This is a genomic window from Dyadobacter sp. HNCC25DJ187 (genome assembly GCF_056895255.1).
The window spans coordinates 1121186-1144882 of sequence record NZ_JBXHAT010000001.1; the positions used below are offsets into that span (position 1 = coordinate 1121186).

Below are 23697 nucleotides of genomic sequence, written 5' to 3' on the forward strand. Positions count from 1 at the left end.
ATCGCACATGAACAACTAGATTGCATCTGATAAGTACTAAGTTGGCAGTACGACTGTCTGGAACCAATAGCTTCTGAGATTTTCAGCCATTACTTGTAATTCGGTATATTTTTTAGGCTTAACGATAAAACTGCTCGCACCCAAATCATATGAACGATTCACCTGATCTTTGTCAGAGGAAGTTGTTAAAATGACTATTGGCGTACGGGAAGAAAGATTCCGGGATTGCAGCTGACTCAGTACTTCAAAGCCATTCATCACAGGCATATTGAGATCCAGCAGAATCAGGTCCGGTGTGTAGGCTTCCTTAGAGAGCATATCCAAAGCCTGACGTCCGTCTGTTGCAAAGTCCAGATGTACAGGCGTATCTGAATCCTGAAACGCCTCTTCGATCAGCATCTGATCGTCGATATCATCCTCGACAAGCAGTACATGAAAATTTTTCCTCTGTTTCACTATATGGTTTTGCTGGTATAAGTTGAAGATGATTCTTAACAACATAGACACTTACAACCTTCTGAAAGTTCAACAAGCGTCAAATTTGTACGACAGCGAATATACATGCATATTTTTTAAAATAAACAATATTATATCAGGTTAAAATATAAACATATCGTCATACACAGTATGATTGGCTTACATTTGCTTTGATATCGAAGGAGTTTCCTGAACATTTTAATGCAAAAGACTTTGAAAGAGATGGTAAACCTGACTCCGAGTTGTGCAGAAAACGACGTTTTGCGGCAGGTAGCCGAAGGCGACCAGCGTGCATTTCGCAGGCTGTTTGACCTGTATCATCATAAGCTGGGTGCTTACATTTATGGTATTACCAAATCCAGGGAATTAGCAGAAGAGATTGTACAGGATGTATTTCTGAAGATCTGGAACAACAGAGCGAACCTGAATGAAATCAATAATTTTCAAGGCTACTTATTTATTATTTCAAAAAATCATGCATTGAACTGTCTGAAAAATACGGCATCCAGACACGTGGCTGTTACAGACCTGGAGGAGTTATCAAATGAAATGATATTGGAAGATCCACAGGAAGCAAATGAAAGATACATACTTATTGATGAAGCCATTGACCGTTTACCCCAACAGCAAAAATTGGTATATCTGATGAGTCGGCATGAAGGACTTCGGTATACTGAGATTGCCGATCGTATGAGCCTTTCCCGCGAGACGGTGAAAAAATATCTGCAGCTTTCTACAGAATCGATCAGTAATTACATTCGCAAAAGACTGACAATCAGTATGTTTTTACTTATGTCCAATTTATTTTAAAAAAAGTCATATTTCGATACCCCCTTTTCAGCATTTTTTCTGTCATCAGTATAAATACCAAATTTGTAATGATCAGGAATAATCGTTGGGCCCATGCATGACTTTACCAAAAGACTATCTTACCTGTTTCAAAAGTACTATTCCGGCGAAGCAACAATGGCTGAGACGGATGAACTGATGGCTCTTGTACAAAGCGCTCAGGACGATCAACAACTGCTTGATTTATTAAAAGATGCCTGGGAACACCCAGCCGAAAAGCCAGATTTTTTCTCGTTATATAAAAGTGATGATATTTTTAATGGTATTCTTCACCGACAGTCTGACGACAGGGACAAAATTGAAAATCCTCCTCTGAGAAAATTATATTGGTGGCGATATGTTGCAGCTGCTATATTGTTATTAATCAGCTTTTTTACCTTTTATAAATTTGACAATAAAACCAGTTCAAATAAACAGGCAGTTGCGCCACAGTTGATTAATGATGTGGAGCCCGGGGGCAATCGCGCAACACTTACACTTGCTGATGGGTCCGCCATTCTGCTCGACAGTGTGTCTAACGGACTATTGGCAACACAGGGAGGTGCACAAATCAGAAAAAATAGTGATGGACAGCTGACTTACGACCCGCAGCATAGCGAGTCAGCATCAGATCCAAACCAAGTCAACGTGCTGTCAACACCCAAAGGTGGGCAGTATCAGATTACACTTCCTGATGGCAGTAAAGTTTGGCTGAATTCTTCCTCTTCGATACGTTTTCCTGCCTCCTTTGCCCGCAACGAAAGAAGCGTCGACATCACCGGAGAAGTTTATTTTGAAATTAAAAAAGACAAGAAAAGACCATTCCGTGTGCATTTTCAAGATAGTAAGATTGAGGTGCTCGGCACCAGTTTTAATGTGATGGCCTACCCGGATGAGCTCTCTTCTAAAACTACGCTGATTGAAGGATCTGTGGCATTACAAAGCAAAAGCATAACCAAAAAGCTCGTTCCCGGACAGCAGGCAGCTATTAGCGGCGATGGAAATATAAAAACCATAGATGTTGACGTCGACGAAGCGATTGCCTGGAAAAAAGGTCTGTTCCACTTCCGGGATGAAAGCATTGAGCAGATTATGAAAAAAGCATCGCGATGGTATGATATACAGGTTGAATATCAGGGTAGTATACCTGTTCGGCAGTTCACCGGAAAGGTATCTATGGATGTTAACATTTCAGAACTGCTCCATATGCTCAGATATGCAGGCGTGAGCTGCAAAATTGAAAATAAAAAAGTAATCATTACAAATTAGCCCATCTACGTATATACATCATTGTTTACCATTTTTACTAAACCTGAACCCAATCACATGAAAAAGTATGCAAATCCTCCCCCGACTAACGGGAAGGCCTGAAACTGAAAAAGGGAAAAATGCTGCGAACATTTCCCCCTATGTCAATCCAGGCTACAAATCTTTTCTTGTCAAGAAAGCGATTATTACTTACCTAAATTTTCCAAAGATATGAAAATAAACCTTTTACAATGGCGTGGGAACCCCCACAGGCTGCCCACCGCTGCTAATCTGATAAAGACTATGAAACTCGTAACGTTACTGCTGATAGCAACGTTGTCGCAGGTGGCCGCCAACGGATATAGCCAGAAAATAACGCTGGAAAGGCGAAACATTTCTATTGAAGCTGCATTTAAGGCCATTGAGAGCCAAACCGAATATCTTTTCCTTTATGATAAGCTGGATCTGCCATCATCCAGGCTTGTATCGCTTCATATAAAAAATGGTACGATAGATCAAACTTTGAATCAGCTATTTGAGAACCTACCGCTATCCTACAAGATTTTCAATAAGAACATCGTCATCAGAAAGGAGCAAAAAACAAAAGAAGAAGCTGTTGTAGCTCCTCTGCGAGCTCAGCCTGCTATACAACAACTTACAGGGAAAGTAACGGATGAAAAAGGCGAACCACTGCCCGGTGTGAATATCATTGTGAAAGGAACTTCGAAGGGCGCTACAACTGATGTATCAGGAATCTATCAGCTCGACCTGACAGAGACTAATCCCATATTGGTATTCTCCTATGTAGGCTACATCACACAGGAATTACAACCTGGAAACAAAACCACACTTGATATAGTGCTCAAAACAGATGACAAAGCACTTGAAGAGGTAGTAGTGGTTGGTTATGGTACCCAGAAGAAAAGTGATCTGACGGGCTCTATCTCTTCTATAAAATCTGAAGATCTAAAAAAGCTCCCTACAACATCCTTTGACCAGGCTATTCAGGGAAGAGCTGCCGGAGTTCAGGTAACACAGGCTTCCTCTGCACCTGGTGGCCGTGTATCCATTCGTATTCGTGGAGGCAACTCTTTGAGCAGTGGCAATGAACCGCTTTATGTCATTGACGGCTATCCGATCACAGCCGGAGGTACAGCCAGCGATAACGGGTCCGGATCCAACGGAGCAGGCCAAAACCCACTTGCTTCCATCTCGCCCAACGATATAGAGTCCATGGAAATACTTAAAGATGCATCAGCAACAGCCATTTACGGTTCGAGGGGTGCTAATGGTGTCGTGCTTGTAACTACAAAACGAGGTAAGTCCGGGAAAACATCGGTATCCTATGACGGTTACTATGGTGTGCAAAAAGTGATCAAGAAACTGGATATGATGAATGCCAGAGAATTTGCTACACTCGTTAACGAGGCCAGGGTGAATGACGGAATCACTACTCCGGTATACCCCAACCCTACCGACCTTTACAACTTCCCGGATCCATCAACAATGGGAGAAGGCGTTGATTATCAGAATGAAGTATTTCGTTCCGCTGCCATCCAAAATCATTCGATTAATATCTCAGGCGGAAATGACATTACCAAAATCGCAGTATCAGGAAGTTACTTTGATCAGAAGGGAGTATTGAAAGGCTCTGATTTCAAGCGAGCATCTTTAAGAGCCAACATTGATACAAAGTTGAGCAAAAACCTGATGCTCACTACAAACCTGACAACCAGCAAAGTATGGGGAAATAATGGCCGTTCCGAAGGAGATGGCGGTGGCAATGCAAATACTGTGAATGCGGCGTTAATTATGCCTCCAACAGTTCCCATATTCCAGCAGGACGGATCCTATACCAGACTTAATCCGACTCCGGGTGGATCTACTGTCCACAATCCTGTACCCATTGTCAACTTCAATAAAGACTTTCAGAATATTGACAGAATCATGGGAACAATGGCGCTGAACTGGAACATTATCAGCGATTTGTCTTTGCGGGTGTCTGTGGGTACGGATATGTCCAATGCGAACCGGGACATGTATGAACCACGTCAGACGGTAAATGGATACAATGCCAATGGCCGGGCAACTCAGGCAAACCGCAGATCAAGCTCATATCTGAATGAAAATATCCTGACTTACAACAAGCTTCTGAACAAGCACTCATTCAATGTTGTGGCCGGATATACATGGCAAATGGACACTGATCAGTCCTTCAGTACATCATCAAGTAATTTCCTTACAGATATGTATGAGGCTGACAACCTGGGAGCCGGAGCCGTTTTTGCCCCACCGACATCCCGGAAAAATCAGAGCCAACTGGTATCCTACCTGGGAAGGATCAATTACACTTTCGATAATAAGTACCTGATATCTCTGACCGGACGCTCCGATGGTAGTTCAAAGTTCGGTGCAAATAACAAATGGGCATTTTTCCCTTCGGTAGCTGTGGGCTATAAACTTTCTGAAGAATCCTTTATTCAGAATATTGATGCGATCAGCAATTTGAAAATCCGCGCCAGTTATGGTAAAACAGGTAATCAGAATATTGCCAGCTATCGTTCCCTGGCTCGTCTGAACGTTTTTAATTATGATTTCGGAGGATCACTTGTATCCGGACTCGCCCCGAACAATATTGCCAATCCGGACCTGCGATGGGAAACGACGGCTACGACCGACTTTGGTATAGACCTGGATCTGTTTGGCAACCGCCTTAATTTCGTAGCCGATTATTATTACAAGAAAACAACGGACCTGTTATGGAATATCAGTGTACCGCTCACGTCTGGCTTCGGCTCAATTTTCAGAAATATTGGAAGTCTGGAAAATAAAGGCCTTGAATTAAGTTTGGGTGGAGCGGTTTTCCAGAAAGACTTCAAATGGAATACGCAACTTAACTGGTCGATGAACCGTAACAAGGTATTGGCGATTCCGGGCTACACGCCTACTACACAAAGTGAAATTTCAGGCCACCTGAAAATAAATGGAAGCTGGCTTGCTCCGGGTTTACCGGTAGGTGTATGGAATCTGCTGCAGTACGACGGCGTGTTCCAGAATCAGCAGCAACTTGATCAGGGACCGAGGCCTACAGCTCAAACCAGACTTGGAGATGCCAGGTTTGTGGATCGCAACGGAAACGGAAGTATTAACCTGGCAGAAGATCGTATGATTGTGGGTGATCCTAATCCTGACTTTATTTTTGGCTGGTCAAACAATTTCTCTTATAAAGGATTTGATCTCGCCGTTTACATGCAGGGAACCTACGGTAATGATATCCTGAACGTGCAAAGAGCTGAAAGCAATGTGTCTGGTCCATGGGGAAATCAGAGAAGAGAAATATTGGATCGCTGGACGCCGGATAATACGAACACCAACATTCCCCGCGCCCGTACTACAGTAGACCCTTTGCTTTTACAATCATCATGGTTGATCGAAGACGGCTCCTTCCTACGGGTGAAAACAGCTACATTGGGTTATACCTTCACCCCTTCCAAAGGAATCAAGTCCTGCAGGGTATATGTGTCGGGCCTGAACCTGCTGACTTTTACCAAGTATTCAGGGTTTGACCCGGAAGTAAATTCCCCTGGAAATAGCAACCTGCAACTAGGTGTTGACTATAATGCCTACCCTGCCGCACGTACGTTTATGGTGGGTGTAAATGTTGGTTTTTGATCTGATGTAAATGACATTAAACAGGATGAAGATGAAAAAGAATTTCAAAATATGGATTAGTTCGGCATTATTTGCAACCGGTGTGTTGGGTTGCCATGAGGGCTTTTTGGAGGAAAAAGTATTTGATACATTAACCCCCATCAATTTTTATAAGTCTGAAGCTGATATACAGGCTGGCGTAACTGCTGTATACAATGCCATGCATAGCGGAGATTGCTGGGGTAGGCAAGTTTGGCTGGCAGCAGAGTATCCCGGAGAATCATCCTGGCCTAACAGCTCGGGCGAGGCATGGCGAACTGAATTGGATCAGTATACCTGGACGCCAAGTTCAACTGGCTTCAAGGCCATATGGACTGGCTTGTACAGAATGGTAAACCGTGCGAATACAGTACTGCAATATGCAGAAGGAGTGTCGTACAGCAGCCCGGCAAGGAAAGATCAGATGCTTGCAGAGACGCGTTTTCTACGTGGTTTGGCTTATCTGACATTGGTTCGTTTCTTCGATCACGTACCTTATCTGACAGAACAGAATGCGGATGAACTCTATCCATCAAATGAGGGAACCGACGATAAGGTTTGGGAGCTGATCATTGAAGACTTCAAATATGCCCATTCGATCTTGCCAGCCGTATATACAGGAGGCAATGTAGGCCGTGCCACTTCCGGAGCAGCTCAGACCATGCTTACCAAGGCGTATCTGACACGTGCCGGCAAACCCTGGAACAAAGCTGAATACTGGGCTCTTGCCGCAGCTGAAGCTAACAAAATCATGAACAATACAAGTTATGGTTATGGCTTACATGCTAATTATGGCGAAGTATTCACCCTGGCTAATGAGCATGCGAAGGAGTATGTATTCAGTCTTGAACTTGAAAGCGGAATGAATCTGGGTAAAGACTTCCCGACTTTCACAGGAATTCGTAGTGGTAATCAGTTGAGACTTGATGGTTGGTCCTCTCTGGTGGCAGAAAAAAAATTTATTGACTCCATGGATCCTACTGATAAACGCCGGAGCAAAACGTTCGTACTGTCCTACCCTGATATCCGGGGCAACGGAACTGTGTATACCTACCCACAGACCATTACCTTGCCTCATTTCAACAAATTGATTAATGCAGATGATAACAAAGCTACAGGTACGGGAGATTATGCCACTAACCTGCCGATCACACGCTATTCTGATGTATTGCTGATGCAATCTGAGGCTGAAAACGAAGCCAACGGTCCGAGTGCCGAAGCGGTGAAAGGAATCAATATCGTCAGACAACGCGCTGGTCTTGCTTTGCTTACACCTGGCTCCATGACTAAGGCTTCACTCAGAGAAGCTATTATACAGGAACGCTCGTGGGAGCTCTGCGAGGAAGGTCACGCATTTTTTGATCTGAAACGACAGGATGCGATTACGAGAAGAATTACATCTTTCAGTACTACTGCAAAGAGTTATGTCTTCCCAATACCTCAGGATGAGCTGGACGTAAATCCAAATTTAAAACAGCATCCTTTGTACCGTTAAGATAAGCTTAACACAAACAAGCGTAGGTTGGCATTATGATAACCAACCTACGCTTGTTTGATCTACATTATATAAATATTAACCCAAGTTCAGCGATACCTTCTTACCGGATCGCGCAGATTCATAGATTGCCATCAGAATTTTAACATCCCGAAGTCCCATTTCTCCCGGAACCCGTGTTGGCTTTTTCTTTGCCACGCAGTTCGCAAAATCGTCCATCTGGGCAGCCTGTTGATTAATGTCTTTAAGATTCATGGCTCCTTGTGAAGTTTTACCCTTGATCCCCTTGTAAGGATAAGCCGGTTGCAGTTCATACCAGCCCTCGGCAGCATCAATTCGCAGCAGATTTCCTGACTCATCATAACTTGTTTCACAATTAGCTACCGCGCCAGAAGGGAATTCCAGTTTAAATTTCATGCTTTGCTCCACAGTAGCAAAACGTTCCATATCCGTTTTTTTACCAGGTGTGGCTGTCACACTCACAGGATTTTCACCGGCTGCATAAATTGCTGCTTGCACGCAGTATACCCCAAGATCCATGACAGGACCGCCACCTGCTAGCTTTTTATCCAGCCTCCACTCCCCTGCTTCCATCTTCTGGCTATCAATGGCTGAAATTGTCTTGATCTTACCATGTGTTTTCTTTTTCCCAAACTCAGCTATGGTCATATTATGGGGTTCAAAATGCAGGCGGTATCCGATAGAAAGCATTTTCCCGGCGTCCTCACAGGCCTTGATCATCGCCTGACAATCCGCAACAGAAGTTGCCATTGGTTTTTCACATATGACATGTTTTCCCGCTTTGGCAGCGCGGATCGAGAATTCAGCGTGCATCGAATTGGGTAAAACAATATAGACAATATCAACATCCGGGTTTTTGCTGATCGAATCAAAATTCTCGTAGTTATAGACATTCTTTTCCGGAATACTGTATTTATCTCTCCACTTCTTCACCTTCGAAGGTGTGCCCGTAACAATAGCAGAGAGCTTGCACCATTGTGTTTCAGTCAATGCTGGCGCCAGTTCCTCCTCACTGTATTTTCCAAGACCTACCAGTGCGATACCTAATTTCTTCTGCACTTCAGCACTTCCTTCTTCTATTTTCTCATTACGTACTTCATTTGAAAAAAGCATATCCGAAGATGCCATGGCTGATACTGGTAAGAAAATGGCAGTCTGTCCCAGCGTTTGCAGGAAGCGTCGGCGATGTTGTAATTTATTCATAGCAGATGTTTTTAGTTGAAGACTTTTACGGCGGCTTCCGGGCAAAAAGTTATGCCAGGTATAGACTCCAGCCATATTTTGATACCTAACTTAGTCTTTAATCTTGCTTTGATAATACACCAGAACAGCAGGGCTAATGAGTTCGGCTAATACCACGATCAAAACCGGAAAAGAAACATATGAGTATACCAGTAGTGATAAAGCCCTGCCTGCTCCCCCACAGATAATGGCTCCCATCAAAATTCTGAAAGCTGTTGTTTCCTTACGAATACGTGGCAAAATCAGGTAAACAGATAAAGCTACGCCTACAGACATTCCATTCAAAAACCTGAGATTGCTGTCCAGAATCAAATCAGACGATGGACTGTATATCGGATTGTCAATACCCATCAGTCCTAATATGCCCGATACAAGTGGAAAAATGGTAAGCAGGGCAAGTACGAATCGTATTCGTCTGTCCATTCTGATTTTTTGTTGCTGATCCACCGGGAGTATGTTTTTGAAAAAACAACGCAGTCACGCTGACTGAATGACAATGTCATAGCAATTCACATTCCATGTAAAACAACCAGCCCTAAAAAGTATATTGAATTGACCATGTTTAAAATGCACCCCAACTTGATGCAAAGAGTTAAGAATAATGCGGCGAATAGGGATCACCATCCGTAATACCTGAGCAATAAATTCGACGCTAAATTCATATGAATCAGACAGGTACAATTTTAGGAGCTGGCTGCATATCGAACTAATTGACGGAATTTATATGAAGCTTGACTGGCAAGAGGTCTTCCTTCGGGATTTGGATCTGGGTATTATATTCGAAATCATGATCCGTACGCTGGTCATGTTTACTATTATTCTGATATTTCTGCGAGTGACCGGGAAGAAAGGTGTGAAGCAACTTTCAATATTTGAGGTAGCAATCATCATTGCGCTGGGCTCAGCCGCCGGCGATCCGATGCTCAGCGGTGAAAATGCAATCATTCCATCTCTGATCGTTTTCATTACGATTCTGGCCTTTTACCGAGCCATTATCTGGTGCGCAGCGAAAAACGAGCGCTTTGAAAGAATACTTGAAGGTGACCCGATCTATATTATTGAAAATGGGATGTTCGTACTGATCGATGAAGGAAACCACGGTTTCGGGAAGGACGAATTTTTCTCGGAAATAAGACAGCAAAATGTAGAACACCTTGGGCAAATTCAAACCGCCATTCTGGAGACCAACGGCAATTTAAGCATATTCTACTATGAAGATGAGCAGGTCCGTCCGGGTCTTCCTGTTTTACCAAAACAATACCGAAAAAAAAGCGAAAATATCACTGAATCCGGAGACTATGCCTGTACCTACTGCGGTCAGGTTGAACATATTAAACTGCCACAACACACATGCAGCAGGTGTTCAAATAAGGAATGGGTGGCTTCCGTGCATACACTAAGAAAGACCTGAAAAACAGATCAACTGATTTTCAGGAACAGATTTTGTTTAGCATGTGCTTATTGCCTGCTCCACTTCTTCAATATTATCCTGAGAACTTTTCGTGTCATAAGACACTAAATCCATCTTCGCCTATACCAACAGAGACAAGATCAGGTGGAGCATATATTATCGTCTCTATAAACGCATACAAATGGACATCAACACAGACAACTATCAACCAATTGAAAACTATGGTGTAATCGGAAACATGAAAACGGCGGGGCTGGTTGGCATGGACGGATCCATTGATTTTTTATGTTTTCCATCATTTGATTCGCCCAGTATATTCGCCAAAATTCTTGATCACCAGAAAGGAGGTTTTTTTTCCATTGAGCCAGAAATGCAAAATGTACAGATCAAGCAGCTATATCTGCCCGAAACGGCTGTTTTGATCACTCGTTTTTTTTCAGATGAAGGGATCGCCGAGATTGCAGACTACATGCCGGTGAGGGATGAAACCTGTAATAGTTACAATTCGATTGTAAGAAAGGTAAAAGCAGTGAGAGGAACGATCAAATTTGTGTTGAAAATGCAACCAAGATTTGACTACGGACGACAGTCTCACACCACAAAAAAAGAAGATAGTACCCTTCTTTTCAGTTCTGAAGAGGATAACAAGGCCAGGCTTCGTTTGCAAGCCGAATTCCCATTAGAGATGCAGGATCAGGATGCTTATGCGGAATTTGAATTGAAGGAATCCGAGAAAACTGTCGTCGTTCTAGAATGTGTGGATGAGGGTTATGAAGAACATTACAAAGACCTGTCTTTTTACGCGGAACATACTTATTTTCAAACCATTGATTACTGGAGAACCTGGAGTAATCAGTGTACTTATACAGGGCGATGGAAGGAAATTGTATTACGATCAGCAATTACTTTGAAATTACTTACATCTTCTCAGTACGGATCAGTTGTAGCAGCCGCTACATTCGGACTTCCTGAGGAGCTGGGTGGCGACCGCAACTGGGACTATCGATACACCTGGATACGGGATGCAGCTTTTACCATGTATGCATTTCTGAAGTTGGGTTTCACCCGGGAGTCAGAAGATTTCCTGAACTGGATTATTGAGCAGGATCAAAACCGGGATTTGCATTTGTTGTACAAACTGGACGGTAGTTCGGACATGGAAGAACAGATCTTAACTCATTTTGAAGGCTACAAAAAATCCGCTCCGGTACGTATCGGAAATGAGGCTAATAATCAGTTACAACTCGACATTTACGGTGAGCTGTTGGACACGATTTACATCTTTAACAAATACCATAAGCCTATCACTTATGATCTCTGGCAGATTATCTGTAAAGAAGTAAAAATTGTCATGGACAAATGGCAGGAGCCTGATCATGGTATATGGGAAATCAGGAACCAGGAGCAGGAGTTTCTGCATTCCAGACTGATGTGTTGGGTGGCTATGGACAGAGCTATCAAAATTGGGCAGGACAGATCATTTCCATTTCCTCAGGATGAATGGATTAAGGTAAGAGATGAAATTTATCAGGATATTTACCATAATTTCTGGAATGAAGATCTCAAAAGCTGGGTACAGTATAAAAATGGCGAGAAGGTTTCTGACACGATTGATGCCAGTGTGTTGTTAATGCCTCTGGTGCATTTTGTGGTGCCCAATGAACCACGTTGGGAATCCACACTAGAAGCCGTGAATCAACATTTAAGGCTTGACGTACTGGTTTACAGATATGACAATGATGAATCTGGAATTGACGGTTTACAGGGTGAAGAAGGTACCTTTACCATGTGCTCGTTCTGGTACATCGAATGTCTTGCCAAAGCAGGCAGGATTGAAGAAGCAGTAGAAAACTTTGCTAAAATGATCGGTTACGGCAACCACCTGGGTCTTTTTGCTGAGCAGATCAGCAAAAAGGGTGAGCACCTGGGTAATTTTCCGCAGGCATTTACCCACCTGGGTTTAATCAGTTCCGCACTGGAACTGGATAAACAACTGACCAGAAAAGTAGGTAAATAAAATTGAGTAATCCCTCGCAGTATATAGCATGCGAGGGATTCTCATTTTTCATCAAAAACCAAATTACCTTCTTTGGTTTAGAGTTACAAGACGTATATCAGTTTTCGTTGCAAAAATATGCACTGCTGAATCATTTGTTACAATTGCACTATTCTGGTATTGCGAAAGCGGAAGCAGAGAATAATCACATAGCGATAGTATTCCTCAAAGTAAATATCGGTTACATACAAGACTACACTTTGTTACCTTAGGATACTTCTGAAGTACTTTTCAATATCCTCGATCGGTTTGGCACATTAAAAATTCGTTAAAAATATATTTGAAAAAAATTGGAAATTTCTTTGATTTAATTCGGGTAGTTTTTCGATATTTATACCGCCTATAATACGGCAGTGTTCAATCCCTAACAAAACATCAATCATGTCCTCTAATCAGATCATTTTTTTTAATTCTCCGCCACCAATCTGGCAGGCAATCACCTCACTGTTCTATTCGGGTTACCATAAAATAGTACTATCCTGATCCTGTGTTTCCGGAGTGCAGCGCTATTGGTTCCTACAAAAATATAATCTTCTGATTTTTACTTTACCTGCATGATATCATAGCAATCTGGTAATCCATGTAAGATATATTAGATAAGAGTGATTATGTCTTGTCCACGCTGTAATTTCTGTTTAAGGAAACCTTGTCAGTTCATTGTTTCAACCGATGAATTTCGTCCCGGCTACCGCCCTTGTTATTGCCACCTACAACTGGCCCGACGCTTTGCAATGCTGTCTTTTGAGTGTAGCCCGGCAAACTACACTACCAAATGAAGTAATTATTGCTGACGATGGATCTGACCAGCGCACGTGTGACATTATTGATAAAATGCGGAAATATCTTCCCATACATGTTGTACACGTGTGGCAGGAAGATCATGGTTTTCGCAAAACGCAGATTCTCAATAAAGCTGTAAGCAAATGCACTGCAGATTACGTGATTCAGATAGATGGTGACGTAATACTTCACCCCTCTTTTATTGCTGATCATTTGTCGACAGCGGAAACTGGTGTATTCGTTCGCGGAAGTCGAGCCCGGCTAACACCTGCAAGAACAATAGATATTCTTCAGCGTCGTAACATCCATGTAGCGTTCTATTCCAGAGGCGTTTACAACAGACTCAATGCGGTACGAATTCCTTTTTTCCGAATGCTTGGCCAGCGAAAGGAAATGAAAAGCCGTAGTGTACGCGGAAGTAATCTGGCATTTTGGAAAAAGGACTTTATCCAGGTTAATGGCTACAATAATGACCTGAATGGATGGGGTCATGAAGATGAAGAGCTTGCCGCCAGGTTTATCAATAATGATATATGTAAAAAAATTGTGAAACTGGGAGCAGTTCAATTTCATCTGCATCACCAGGAGTTGCCCCAACCAAATGAAGGTCTTCACCGACAAGTGATTGACCATACACTGGCCTCCAAAATCAAAAACTGCATAGACGGATATGAAAAACTTTACTAAAATTTCTCTTATAATCTCCACATATAATTGGCCCGAAGCTTTGCGTCTTTGTTTACTGAGTATTCAGCAACAGTCGTTGATGCCTTACGAAGTTATCATAGCAGATGATGGGTCAACATCCCAAACCTTTCAGCTTATTGATACATTTCGTGCCATTTTACCTGTAAAACTGATCCATGTATGGCATGAGGATGAGGGTTTCCAGCTGTCTAAAATTCGTAACAAAGCTATTGCGGCAAGTACCGGAGACTACGTGATCCAGATCGACGGCGATTTGATTCTACATCGGCATTTTATCAAGGATCACCTCAAAATCAGCAGACCCGGATGTTTTGTTGCAGGTAGTAGGGTGATGATGAATGCAGAACTGTCCGGAAAAATGCTGCAAAGCCAGTGCCCAAAGATAGCAACATTCCAAAGTGGATTGGGAAATTTCCTTAATCACCTGCATATTGATTGGCTAAGCAGGTATATGGCTGATCGTTATAAACCTGGTGACATCTATGCGCTACGCGGCTGCAACATGGCTTTCTGGCGGGAAGACCTTCTTCGTATAAATGGCTATAATGAACATTTTCTGGGATGGGGTCGCGAGGACAATGAAATTGCCGTCCGACTGATGAACTCCGGCATAAGAAAACGGGCAGTCAAATTCGGAGGAATTGTATACCATATTCACCATAAGGAAGCTGACAGATCAGGATGTGATGAAAATGAAAAATACCTGATTCAGGCGTTGGCAGAGAAGTCTGTCTACTGCCCTCATGGAGTCAACCAGTATGTAGCCACTTTCGACTATGCCACTGAAAATACAACTGAACTTGCTTTTGCGTAGTGCTACATGAATGCAACGGGATTAATATCCATTGTACTGGTAACTTATAATGTTGAGGCACTTTTGCAGAGATGCCTTGACAGTATATACGGTCAGGAATATACGCATATAGAAGTTATACTAATCGATGGGGGTAGTAGTGATAGTACTATTACTATTGTAAAAAACAATGCAGATAGAATTGCATTCTGGAAGAGCGAAAAGGACCATGGTATATATGATGCGATGAACAAGGCTCTTGACCATATCAATGGGCAATGGGTATATTTTATAGGAGCCGATGATATATTGACTCCGGAGTTTTCCTCGCTGGCACAACAGTTAACCGATACGAGCAAAATTTATTACGGAAGCGTCTGGAAAGCAGGCAGGAAATATCTGGGACAGCTTTCAGCCTATCACCAGGCAAAAACGGGCATTAATCACCAGGCTATGGTTTACCCTGCGGAAGTGTTTGCCAAAAAACGGTATGATACGCAATACAGCATATCCGCTGACCATGTACTGAATATGGAATTGAACAGGAATCCGTTATACAACTTCGAATTTAAGGATTACACCATTGCCGTTTTCAATGACACAGGGGTATCTTCTCTACGCAAGGATTTGCTTTTTGAAAGCAGCAAAGCCAATCTGATTTTGCAGAATTACGGATTAGGCATCTATTTCAGATTTTTATTTAAAAATCTGAAAGCTAAAGTGTTAGCAAACTAATAAGGCCTGTATGTTAATATAGATATTTCAGATCTGTCAAAAACTATCTTCGGGGGAAGATCTAGTAATCTTGCCGCCAGCCAAGCTCGCCACTTTTGTATTGGTAAAAGTGTAATGCATACTAAGAAAAATTTATAGAAAAGGACAGATTTCATTCCATCTGCCCGTTTTCTTTCTTCTTTACACAAGGTCCGTGCTTGTTGCAGATAAGCATCCCGCTGATTAAAGCTCTTCTGATTTTCATTACGTAAGCGGAAGCCCGCTAGCATAAAAGCGGTTGAGTATAGCTTTTCGAATCTCGAAAACCGAAGCCACAATTCGAGGTCCGCTGCAAGGGAATTATTTTGATCCAAGTAACCGCCTACCCTCTCCCACAGTTCTCTTCGCCAAAAAACTGACTCTTGTTGAATAAAGTATCCGTCTCCAAGAAGTAGTCGCTTCCTCGACCAACGCTGTGCGTATGGTTGGTGTTCAAAAACAAATGGATACCCGGAATCATTAAAATAGGTATTACTGCCCATAATCCATTTTACATCAGGATATTTAGTAAAAATTGTAGCTACCTGAAACAAACTTTTCCGATGGTACAAATCATCTGCATTTATCCAAGCCATTATACTCCCTGTAGACTTGGCGAACCCTTTCTGTATCGCATCATACAAACCCCCATCCTGCTCACTTACCCAATAAAAAAGTTGATCTTCATATTTCTTTATTATATCTATAGACTCATCTGTACTTCCTCCATCTACAATAATGTATTCAAGGTTAGGATACCTCTGCCCTACAACGGACAATATTGTATCTTCCAGATATTTACCCTGATTAAACGATGCAGTTACAATTGTAATTCTGGGAAATTCAGTATTTATCATTCTCACTTAAATCTTTTGAACTGCTTCAGACAATACCGGCTGATGTAGCGTAGCGAAAGGTCCCGGATAGGGTTGATAGATATAATCTGTTTCATCGAAAAAGTCGGACGCGAGCACCATCAATATGGCATTCGGTGTAAACTCAAGCATCTGATGCCAGTCTTCAGGATTTAGAACAAGGCACTGATCGGCTGAATCAAGGATAAACTCATGCTGCTGCAACCCATTATCACTAATAATTTTACAGCTTCCCGTCAAACATATCGCAGCTTGGATGGTTTTATGGTGTCTGTGCCCACCGCGCACAGAATCATCTACACCGTAAATGTAAAAGATACGTTTGATATCAAATGGAATAACACGTTCTATCACAGTAAGATTACCTCGAACGTCAGTGAAGGTTTTTAGATTTATTACGTGAGCCAATTGGTATTGTATTTATCGTAAACTAATTCTTTTCGAATAATTTTTATGCGATCCATGCACCATAAAACGAATCCTACGCGAAAGGCTCACGTAAATCCATTTTAATGGCAGCAACTTCTCGTGATAGATAGCCTTTGCATCTAACTGTATGACCTGTTGTTCAGCCTGTTTCAGAGCTTTTACATAAGGTTGATATACATTTTGAATAACATCCTTATGTAGCAGATATTGCTCAGCTGTTAGTCTGAAACTACTATTTTCACAATATCTGAAATCATGAAAATGATAAAAAACAAGTGCTGTTTCCTCACTACCCTCCTCTTGTATCACAACACTTGCACCCGCGCAATAAAACTTGTAATCTTTTGAATTCCAAGGCGCTACACCACCACCATAATTCTTCAACACGTGTACTCCATCAAATCGCTCTGTCCAGTCATCCAGGTATTTTTGATCTCCGAACTTGCCATCCTCAAACCGGTTGTAGCACCAGTCCAGACAAGACTGTCGCCACCAGTTAAGTACATCCAGACCTTTTATCGTGTTTTTGAAAGTCACAAACTGAACGCAATAAACACCACTAAGCTTTGACTGATCATACTCCGGACTGTAATTATGCCGCGTGATAAGTACATCCTTTTCTCCCATTTCGTCTGTCAATACTTTTGGGTCAGAAAAAAAGAGTAAGTCTGCATCCAGGTAAGTACAATGATCCAAATTGTAGTGATGAATGCAATGCCAGATCGTAAACGGCGTACAGGTCCAGCAATACTCCCCGGCTGTACGGCTATCTTTTACTGAAAGTAATTCTTTTGTTTCAAATTCCTGCAAAGAAATAATGGTTGCAGAAGACAAATTCATTTCCCGGAGCAGCTCACAGGAAGACTGATCAAACGCAAAAATAAATAAATGAAAGTCAGACGTTTCCCTGACCAAAGAATTGTACATCGCCAACCCACGCGAAAGATAGAATGAGTTGAAAAGCGTGCAAAAGTACTGCATGAAAAATGATTACACTGATTAGGGCCTTGTAACTCTTTCACAAATATCAGTTATTAATCAATCACTTGACTCGTTCGCTCCAAAAAAAATTCAAACATAGAAAGAGTACATTTTTTATCAAATATATCATAAGTACATGTAACCACTTTTTACATGCTGGATAAGATTTGTCTACTGATCAAAATGCTCATATTCAGACGCAACATACCCAAATTCCTGCATCGGATTGGAGAATAAAACAGTAAATTGCACCATACTTTAACATGAGCAGATGTCTTTGTTTGGATTAAGAAAAACGAAAAAAAAACAGTACGGCTGGTTTGGTGATTATAAGGACTGGGACGAGCTGACTGCAATAACGGGAGGTTATGAAGAACAGTCCATCCTGGATATCACAAAAAAAGCGCTGTTAAAAGTAAAAAACGGCGAAGCAGTTTATGAAAGGGATTCGGTTCTTTTCGACAAAAAACTATATCCTTATTCTGTGATTACGGCCCTTCTCTATACAGCAGCAGAGTGCGACGGTTCGCTGAATGTCATTGACTTTGGTGGGTCTTTGGGTAGTACATATTATCAGGTGAGAGATCTCATTCCAGGATCTGTTTCGGTAAACTGGAGTGTTGTGGAACAGAACGGGTATGTCAAATGCGGACAAACACATTTCCAGGATGAAACACTTCAGTTTCATTTTACAATAGCAGATAGCATGAAGGCAAAAAAAGCGGATGTCTTGCTGCTTTCCAGCGTGGTGCAGTACCTACCCGATCCTCACGCATTTCTTCAGGAAATACAGCATTATGGTTTCAAATTCATTATTATAGACAGAACTGCATTTGTAAAAGGAGACCGGTCCGATCGTCTGACATTACAAATCGTTCCACCTCATATCTACACTGCCCGGTATCCTGCCTGGTTTTTCAATGAAACCGATTTTTTGGCTCATTTTAAGAATTACCATATCAAAACTGAATTTGAGTCTTCTGTTCCCGGAGAGGAAGAAATGGAAATAGATGGTAGCAAACAGGGATATGATAAAGGCTTTTTCCTAATTCGTAACAGCGATAAATAGTTTTCTCTTAATGCTTACCTATGGAGCCTGATGCACTGATAAGATGTAGCTGAACTGCTTCGGAATTCTTCTGCTCTGCCAGTAAAAGCTGCTTGGATCACAAAAAATACACCGATTAAAAAATTTTGTTGATAGGTATGACATAGGGCTGTCACAAGTCAATGTTTGATTTGTGGCATAAACGATTTTTTATCTAAAAACAACCAGATTATGTTTGATGTATTACCTCAGATCAATTGGCTTAGTGTTATATGCGCCTTTATCCCATACTTTATGCTTGGCGCTTTGTGGTTTACCGTGCTCTTCCCCAAAGCTTATCATTTGTCTCTTGGAAAAGAACACCAAACGCAGCAAAAGCCTGAATTGATTTTCATACTGGGTCCCGCACTATGCTGCCTTGTCATAACGGTAGCAAGCTCTGTACTCATTTATGCGTTGCAGATCAGCAATATGCGGGATGGCAGTTTGTTTGCCCTGATAGTTGGTGGTGGATATCTGGTAGCGAATACGGTCAATATAGCCATAAACCCTAACATCCCCCGCCCGCTTCTGTATGGTCTTATTTCGGGCGCTTATCATATGGCAGGAATTGTGATGGTTTGTGTTATACTGGTTTGGATGAAATAAGAATGAGAATTTAAGGTCTAATCATTTTTGTTGACTCAACATCAAATCGGATTAAATGCTATTTTTGAAGTGTAACACTAATCCACTATGCCAGACAAGGACATTGCAATATTTACTCCGCAAAGCAGCGATGATTGGAGAAATTGGTTGGAACAGAACCATCTCGAGGCGGAATCTGTATGGCTGGTATATTTCAAAAAGCATACTGGTCTGGCTACCGTAAGCTGGAGTGAAACAGTTGATGAAGCTTTATGTTTTGGTTGGATAGATAGTTTGGTAAAACCTATCGATGATCGGCAATTCATGCGTTTATTCACCAGGCGAAAACCAAGAAGTGTCTGGTCTCAAATTAACAAAAGAAAAGTTGAAGTACTTATCGCATCTGACAGGATGACAAAAGCGGGTCTGGCAGCTATTGATATAGCCAAAGCAAACGGTTATTGGGAATCGCTTGACGAAGTAAATCAATTGCTGCTACCTGCTGACCTGCAACAAGCATTGGAACAGAACACGGATGCCAATGAGTACGTCCATCAGCTCAGTAACTCTGACAAACGCAGCATGCTGCAATGGCTCATGCTGGCACGCAGGACTGATACCCGTATGAGGCGTATTGCAGAAATAGTAGATTGCGCAAACCAGCGCATGAAGCCAAAGGCCATAGCATGGGTAAAAAAGTGAAACCTGCCATGTTAAATTTACCTGACCTACCGCCGCACCAATGAAAGATAACGAGGTAAGCAGACTAGCCAGGTTGATAAACCTAACCACTTTGCTGCAAGCAAAACGCACCGTTACAGCTACTGAGCTTGCCAGTAGGTTCGGCGTGAGCACCCGTACAATTTACCGGGATGTAAGGACCCTCGAGAGTGCAGGCATACCAGTTGTGACGATTGAAGGGAAGGGTTTTTCAATGCTTGAGGGTTACAGGATCGCACCGGTGAATTTTACGCAACAGGAAGCACTGTCTTTAATAACGGCAGAAAAGCTCGTGTTCAACCGAACGGATGTAAAAACGGCAGAACTCATTACCGCAGCTATGGATAAGCTTCGTTCTGCTCTGCGGTACAACGATCGTGACCAATTGGAGAGTATTACACATCATATTCAGATACTGGACGCCCAACATGGGGTTTCGGGCAGTGATACCTATCAAGTACTATTGAATGCAATCACTGCACATCGTGTCGTGCGCATCTGTTATTCATCTGCTACTTCGTTGTTAGGTATGAACCGCATTATCGAACCGATTGGTTTGTATCTAAGTCAACACTGGCATGTGGTTGCATTTTGCCGTCTGAGGCAGGATTTCAGAGATTTCAGGTTGGATCGCATCAGGGATATAGAACCAACTTCTGAAATTTTCAGTGCACGTACAGAGACGTTACAGCAGTATTGGGATGAACAGCTCAGGAGCCGATCAAAGCAAAAAGTGGTAATCATCGTCGAGCTTGAGTATACTCCTGCATATCTGCTACAACAACTGATTGAGAACAAAAACCAATATGGCTTTCATCAACAAAATGAGCTTTCACAGCACGAATTGGAATTGACATTTATGGTTGGAGACCTGCACTATATTGCGAGATGGCTTCTGACGTTCGCAGGCAGTATAAAAATTGTGGAGCCGCCTGAATTGAAGTTACAGGTAAAAATTCTCGCTGAACAGGCATTGAAATCTTTTGGTACGGATGATTAACTTTCTTTCTACAGGTAAAGCCCTGGTATATCAGCCAACCAATCCATCGGTTAATGCCTGCCACTGGCTTTTTGAAAAACCTTCTTTTGCAATAAAGCCTGTGATCATATTACGAAGTTTTCCAATGAGACTATCCGACTCCCTGTTCACATCGATATTGCGATCATATACGGCCGCTTCAATTGTTTTACCTCTTCTGCTTATTACAAAAGTGCTTGTGGAATCCTCTGAATAAAAATGGGCAGTGCTGTCTTGTAATGTTCCGGGAGCAGCCATGGGTCTTACCATAATGGCCATACTTTCAAAGTCCCCCTCACTTGTTTCATTGATGTCTTCGATACGAACCCAGTCGTATCCAGCTCCATCTGCGCTGCCAGGGCCGGGAATATCGATCCGAAGCGGCAACCCAATACTGGCTATCTGATCAATATGATTGCCGTTTTCATCGCACAGTTTGAAAGTAGCCATGATGTCACTAGCTATTTCATCCCAATGGTTCATATCTAACAGCCAGGACTTTGCATTTTCGAAATGCCTTTTGGCAAGCTGCGTATCAGGAAATTCACGAAAGCTCTTTGCATCAATTCTTTTACCGGAAGTATGCTCCGGAACCAGATTTTCGTGTTCCATAATAATTAAAAAGTTCAGGTAAGAAATAAAAAGATCATAACGAACTAAGCGACTGATACCAGCTCTTTCTCATCTGTTTTGGGAAGCTTGTCCAATTCATTCACCAGGGAATCTCTCAGCAATGTCAGTTTGTCAATGTGTCCCCGACATGAATGGGCTATTTCTTCATGCTCGTCTATTACCTGCAATAATTGACTATACTCTTTAAGAAGCGAGTCATGTCGCAGAGCAATCTCAGAGAATATAGCACGCTGGTCCTTGGATATCTGCTCTACATCTGGTCCGCTGACCGTGATACTTCCAAGATCACCATCATCCAGACTACTTTTCATCGAGTCATAGATGTTACCAACATCTTTTTTGAAAAGAACCGTTGTTAGATAACCATGACTGCAGATTTTACGCAGTTTATAGGATGTGTCCAGACTCATTACTGAACGTAACAATAGTTCTTGCTTTTTATACATACGCCAGATTCTGGCTATGCATCTCACCATTTCGTTCCCGTTGTTCATCCTTTTTCCTGGTTATCGTCCCGTTTCTAAAATGTTCTTGTACGGGCAACGTTACTCTCAGATACATCCGCCCTTGTTGTATGTGCAGTTACATAAAAACTATTCCTGTTTATAAATGCCTCAAAAGCCTATTTTCGAGCTTGGCTGAAACAAATTAGTTCTACAACTTTTAAGAATACAACAAACTAATTTACAGCCCTTTAAAAAACGTCATTAATATTCTCATCTTCACCATGAATAACAGGGTGAGGAAATTAATAAGCGTTTGTGTGGAAAATTATGTGTGGCATGAATTTATAGCATACACATAGCACTTTTATATCAAGCCAAAACACGAAAACTTCAATTTTACCAATGAATACGAAGGAAGGCTGGAACACCGTGCCGTTAAATCGCTATGGAGCGTATCATATACCAGAATCAAGCAATGGGCTGACCCAAATTCAAAAAAACAGTTACTTAAAAAAGCTTGCTACACATTGAGAAATCAGAACCAGCATGAGTAATCAGAAATTGCTTTGATTACGAGTATGAACAGACATACTTACAGATCGTGAAATTGAAAAGAAATCTGCTTCAGCAGGAAATAATGAATAGGATGACTGATAACGTGTGTTGTAACTTTCGCGCTTACCAATTAGTTTTCGCTATGCAAAAGGAAATAATATGTGATAACAAATACCTCTCCCTTTTAAATTCAATTCATTCTGTTTGTTTTTTATCATTTACAGAGAACTATGAGTTATCAATTCTTCGACATACAGTGTTAAGCGTTCAAGTAAGTAATCCTGGCCAGATGTTTAATAATGATTAATTCTTAGTTGTCATTACCCTTTACTTAACTACGAAATTTTTCCTAAATCAATTTAACAATGACACAAAAAGATATATTTCTTGTTGAGGACTCCTCAGATTTCCGCCAACTCGTCAGGACTATTTTCGCTAAATTTCTTCCTGAGTATAGCGTAAGATCTTTTCAGGGAGGTAGTGAGTTGTATCAATACATGGTGATGCAATCGTCGGATGGATATACCGGCAAGCGTCCTTCACTGATTATCATGGATTTGAATTTACCCACACTGAACGGATATGAAATTTTGAAGCTTATCCGCCAAACACCCTCAAACAACGTTACGGATTGGAAGACCCTGCCGGTTGTAATGCTAAGCGGCACCAGTACGCAGCACGATGTGAACCGGTGCTACCAGGCAGGAGCTAATTCTTTTTTCGTTAAACCTGTTGATTTTGAAGAGTTGAAAACACTGCTGGAGACTATTTGCCATTATTGGGTAGATTATAATATTCTGGCCCATGTTGAGCAGGATATGTCCCATTTTGAATCATAGATAAAATTTTATCTGTATCAGCTA

22 protein-coding genes are annotated in these 23697 nt (G+C 41.8%); 14 read left to right on the plus strand and 8 right to left on the minus strand.

The features are described 5' to 3' along the window. Positions 1 to 36: 36 nt before the first annotated feature. Entirely contained in the window at positions 37 to 456 is a 420-nt protein-coding gene (locus tag AC1XUE_RS04545) for a response regulator (RefSeq protein ID WP_483354743.1), read from the minus strand. Between the two features lie 222 nt (positions 457 to 678). Here AC1XUE_RS04545 and AC1XUE_RS04550 point away from each other — a divergent pair, with 222 nt between their 5' ends. The 4 genes from AC1XUE_RS04550 (at position 679) to AC1XUE_RS04565 (ending at position 7738) form a co-directional block, all read left to right on the plus strand. Next, positions 679 to 1287: an RNA polymerase sigma factor gene (locus AC1XUE_RS04550; RefSeq protein WP_483354744.1), complete on the plus strand. Its 609-nt coding sequence runs from the start codon at positions 679 to 681 to the stop codon at positions 1285 to 1287. Positions 1288 to 1380: 93 nt separating this feature from the next. After that, positions 1381 to 2574: a FecR domain-containing protein gene (locus tag AC1XUE_RS04555; RefSeq protein WP_483354745.1), complete on the plus strand. Its 1194-nt coding sequence runs from the start codon at positions 1381 to 1383 to the stop codon at positions 2572 to 2574. A 282-nt stretch (positions 2575 to 2856) separates the two neighbouring features. Continuing rightward, positions 2857 to 6225 (plus strand): TonB-dependent receptor, encoded by a 3369-nt coding sequence (locus tag AC1XUE_RS04560; RefSeq protein ID WP_483354746.1) that lies wholly within the window; start codon positions 2857 to 2859, stop codon positions 6223 to 6225. Positions 6226 to 6256: 31 nt separating this feature from the next. Beyond that, positions 6257 to 7738, plus strand: a complete 1482-nt coding sequence (locus tag AC1XUE_RS04565; protein ID WP_483354747.1) for a RagB/SusD family nutrient uptake outer membrane protein — start codon at positions 6257 to 6259, stop codon at positions 7736 to 7738. Positions 7739 to 7816: 78 nt separating this feature from the next. Here the strand turns inward: AC1XUE_RS04565 and AC1XUE_RS04570 are convergent, their stop codons facing one another. After that, positions 7817 to 8962, minus strand: a complete 1146-nt coding sequence (locus tag AC1XUE_RS04570; RefSeq protein WP_483354748.1) for a Gfo/Idh/MocA family protein — start codon at positions 8960 to 8962, stop codon at positions 7817 to 7819. A gap of 90 nt (positions 8963 to 9052) precedes the next feature. Further along, positions 9053 to 9424 carry a DUF4345 domain-containing protein gene (locus tag AC1XUE_RS04575; protein WP_483354749.1) on the minus strand — a complete coding sequence of 124 codons (372 nt, stop codon included), beginning with the start codon at positions 9422 to 9424 and terminating at the stop codon, positions 9053 to 9055. A gap of 301 nt (positions 9425 to 9725) precedes the next feature. Here AC1XUE_RS04575 and AC1XUE_RS04580 point away from each other — a divergent pair, with 301 nt between their 5' ends. From AC1XUE_RS04580 to AC1XUE_RS04600, 5 genes are all read left to right on the plus strand, one after another. After that, positions 9726 to 10412, plus strand: coding sequence for a DUF421 domain-containing protein (locus tag AC1XUE_RS04580; RefSeq protein ID WP_483354750.1), 687 nt, complete (start codon positions 9726 to 9728; stop codon positions 10410 to 10412). A 181-nt stretch (positions 10413 to 10593) separates the two neighbouring features. Then, positions 10594 to 12429: a glycoside hydrolase family 15 protein gene (locus AC1XUE_RS04585; RefSeq protein ID WP_483354751.1), complete on the plus strand. Its 1836-nt coding sequence runs from the start codon at positions 10594 to 10596 to the stop codon at positions 12427 to 12429. A 708-nt stretch (positions 12430 to 13137) separates the two neighbouring features. Further along, entirely contained in the window at positions 13138 to 13935 is a 798-nt protein-coding gene (locus AC1XUE_RS04590) for a glycosyltransferase family 2 protein (protein WP_483354752.1), read from the plus strand. Then, complete coding sequence (locus AC1XUE_RS04595) at positions 13919 to 14770, plus strand: glycosyltransferase family 2 protein (protein WP_483354753.1); 852 nt, start codon at positions 13919 to 13921, stop codon at positions 14768 to 14770. Before AC1XUE_RS04590 ends, AC1XUE_RS04595 begins: the two co-directional genes overlap by 17 nt. A 6-nt stretch (positions 14771 to 14776) precedes the next feature. Beyond that, the gene (locus tag AC1XUE_RS04600; protein ID WP_483354754.1) at positions 14777 to 15484 is read left to right on the plus strand and encodes a glycosyltransferase; all 708 of its coding nucleotides are present in this window, start codon (positions 14777 to 14779) and stop codon (positions 15482 to 15484) included. Here AC1XUE_RS04600 and AC1XUE_RS04605 read toward each other — a convergent pair. From AC1XUE_RS04605 to AC1XUE_RS04615, 3 genes are read right to left on the minus strand one after another with little or no spacing between them, the layout of a single operon-like run. After that, on the minus strand, positions 15481 to 16359 hold the full coding sequence (locus tag AC1XUE_RS04605) for a glycosyltransferase family 2 protein (RefSeq protein WP_483354755.1): 879 nt from the start codon (positions 16357 to 16359) through the stop codon (positions 15481 to 15483). The two genes, AC1XUE_RS04600 and AC1XUE_RS04605, sit on opposite strands and share 4 nt — an antisense overlap. 6 nt (positions 16360 to 16365) lie before the next feature. Further along, positions 16366 to 16785: a sugar 3,4-ketoisomerase gene (locus AC1XUE_RS04610; protein WP_483354756.1), complete on the minus strand. Its 420-nt coding sequence runs from the start codon at positions 16783 to 16785 to the stop codon at positions 16366 to 16368. A 12-nt stretch (positions 16786 to 16797) separates the two neighbouring features. Next, positions 16798 to 17787, minus strand: a complete 990-nt coding sequence (locus AC1XUE_RS04615; RefSeq protein WP_483354757.1) for a glycosyl transferase — start codon at positions 17785 to 17787, stop codon at positions 16798 to 16800. 271 nt (positions 17788 to 18058) lie between these two features. Here AC1XUE_RS04615 and AC1XUE_RS04620 point away from each other — a divergent pair, with 271 nt between their 5' ends. The 4 genes from AC1XUE_RS04620 (at position 18059) to AC1XUE_RS04635 (ending at position 21182) form a co-directional block, all read left to right on the plus strand. Further along, positions 18059 to 18856 carry a methyltransferase, TIGR04325 family gene (locus AC1XUE_RS04620; protein WP_483354758.1) on the plus strand — a complete coding sequence of 266 codons (798 nt, stop codon included), beginning with the start codon at positions 18059 to 18061 and terminating at the stop codon, positions 18854 to 18856. A gap of 210 nt (positions 18857 to 19066) precedes the next feature. Continuing rightward, positions 19067 to 19483 carry a DUF1761 domain-containing protein gene (locus tag AC1XUE_RS04625; RefSeq protein WP_483354759.1) on the plus strand — a complete coding sequence of 139 codons (417 nt, stop codon included), beginning with the start codon at positions 19067 to 19069 and terminating at the stop codon, positions 19481 to 19483. An 87-nt stretch (positions 19484 to 19570) separates the two neighbouring features. Continuing rightward, a complete protein-coding gene (locus AC1XUE_RS04630) occupies positions 19571 to 20164 on the plus strand; it encodes a YdeI/OmpD-associated family protein (protein ID WP_483354760.1) in 594 nt (197 codons plus the stop codon). 40 nt (positions 20165 to 20204) lie between these two features. Further along, positions 20205 to 21182, plus strand: a complete 978-nt coding sequence (locus AC1XUE_RS04635) for a helix-turn-helix transcriptional regulator (RefSeq protein ID WP_483354761.1) — start codon at positions 20205 to 20207, stop codon at positions 21180 to 21182. 30 nt (positions 21183 to 21212) lie between these two features. Here AC1XUE_RS04635 and AC1XUE_RS04640 read toward each other — a convergent pair whose 3' ends face one another. Then, positions 21213 to 21812, minus strand: a complete 600-nt coding sequence (locus AC1XUE_RS04640; protein ID WP_483354762.1) for a hypothetical protein — start codon at positions 21810 to 21812, stop codon at positions 21213 to 21215. 44 nt (positions 21813 to 21856) lie between these two features. Then, a complete protein-coding gene (locus AC1XUE_RS04645) occupies positions 21857 to 22327 on the minus strand; it encodes a hypothetical protein (protein ID WP_483354763.1) in 471 nt (156 codons plus the stop codon). An 872-nt stretch (positions 22328 to 23199) separates the two neighbouring features. Between AC1XUE_RS04645 and AC1XUE_RS04650 the strand changes: the two genes are divergently transcribed. Then, positions 23200 to 23673, plus strand: a complete 474-nt coding sequence (locus AC1XUE_RS04650; RefSeq protein ID WP_483354764.1) for a response regulator — start codon at positions 23200 to 23202, stop codon at positions 23671 to 23673. The last annotated feature ends 24 nt before the right edge of the window (positions 23674 to 23697 follow it).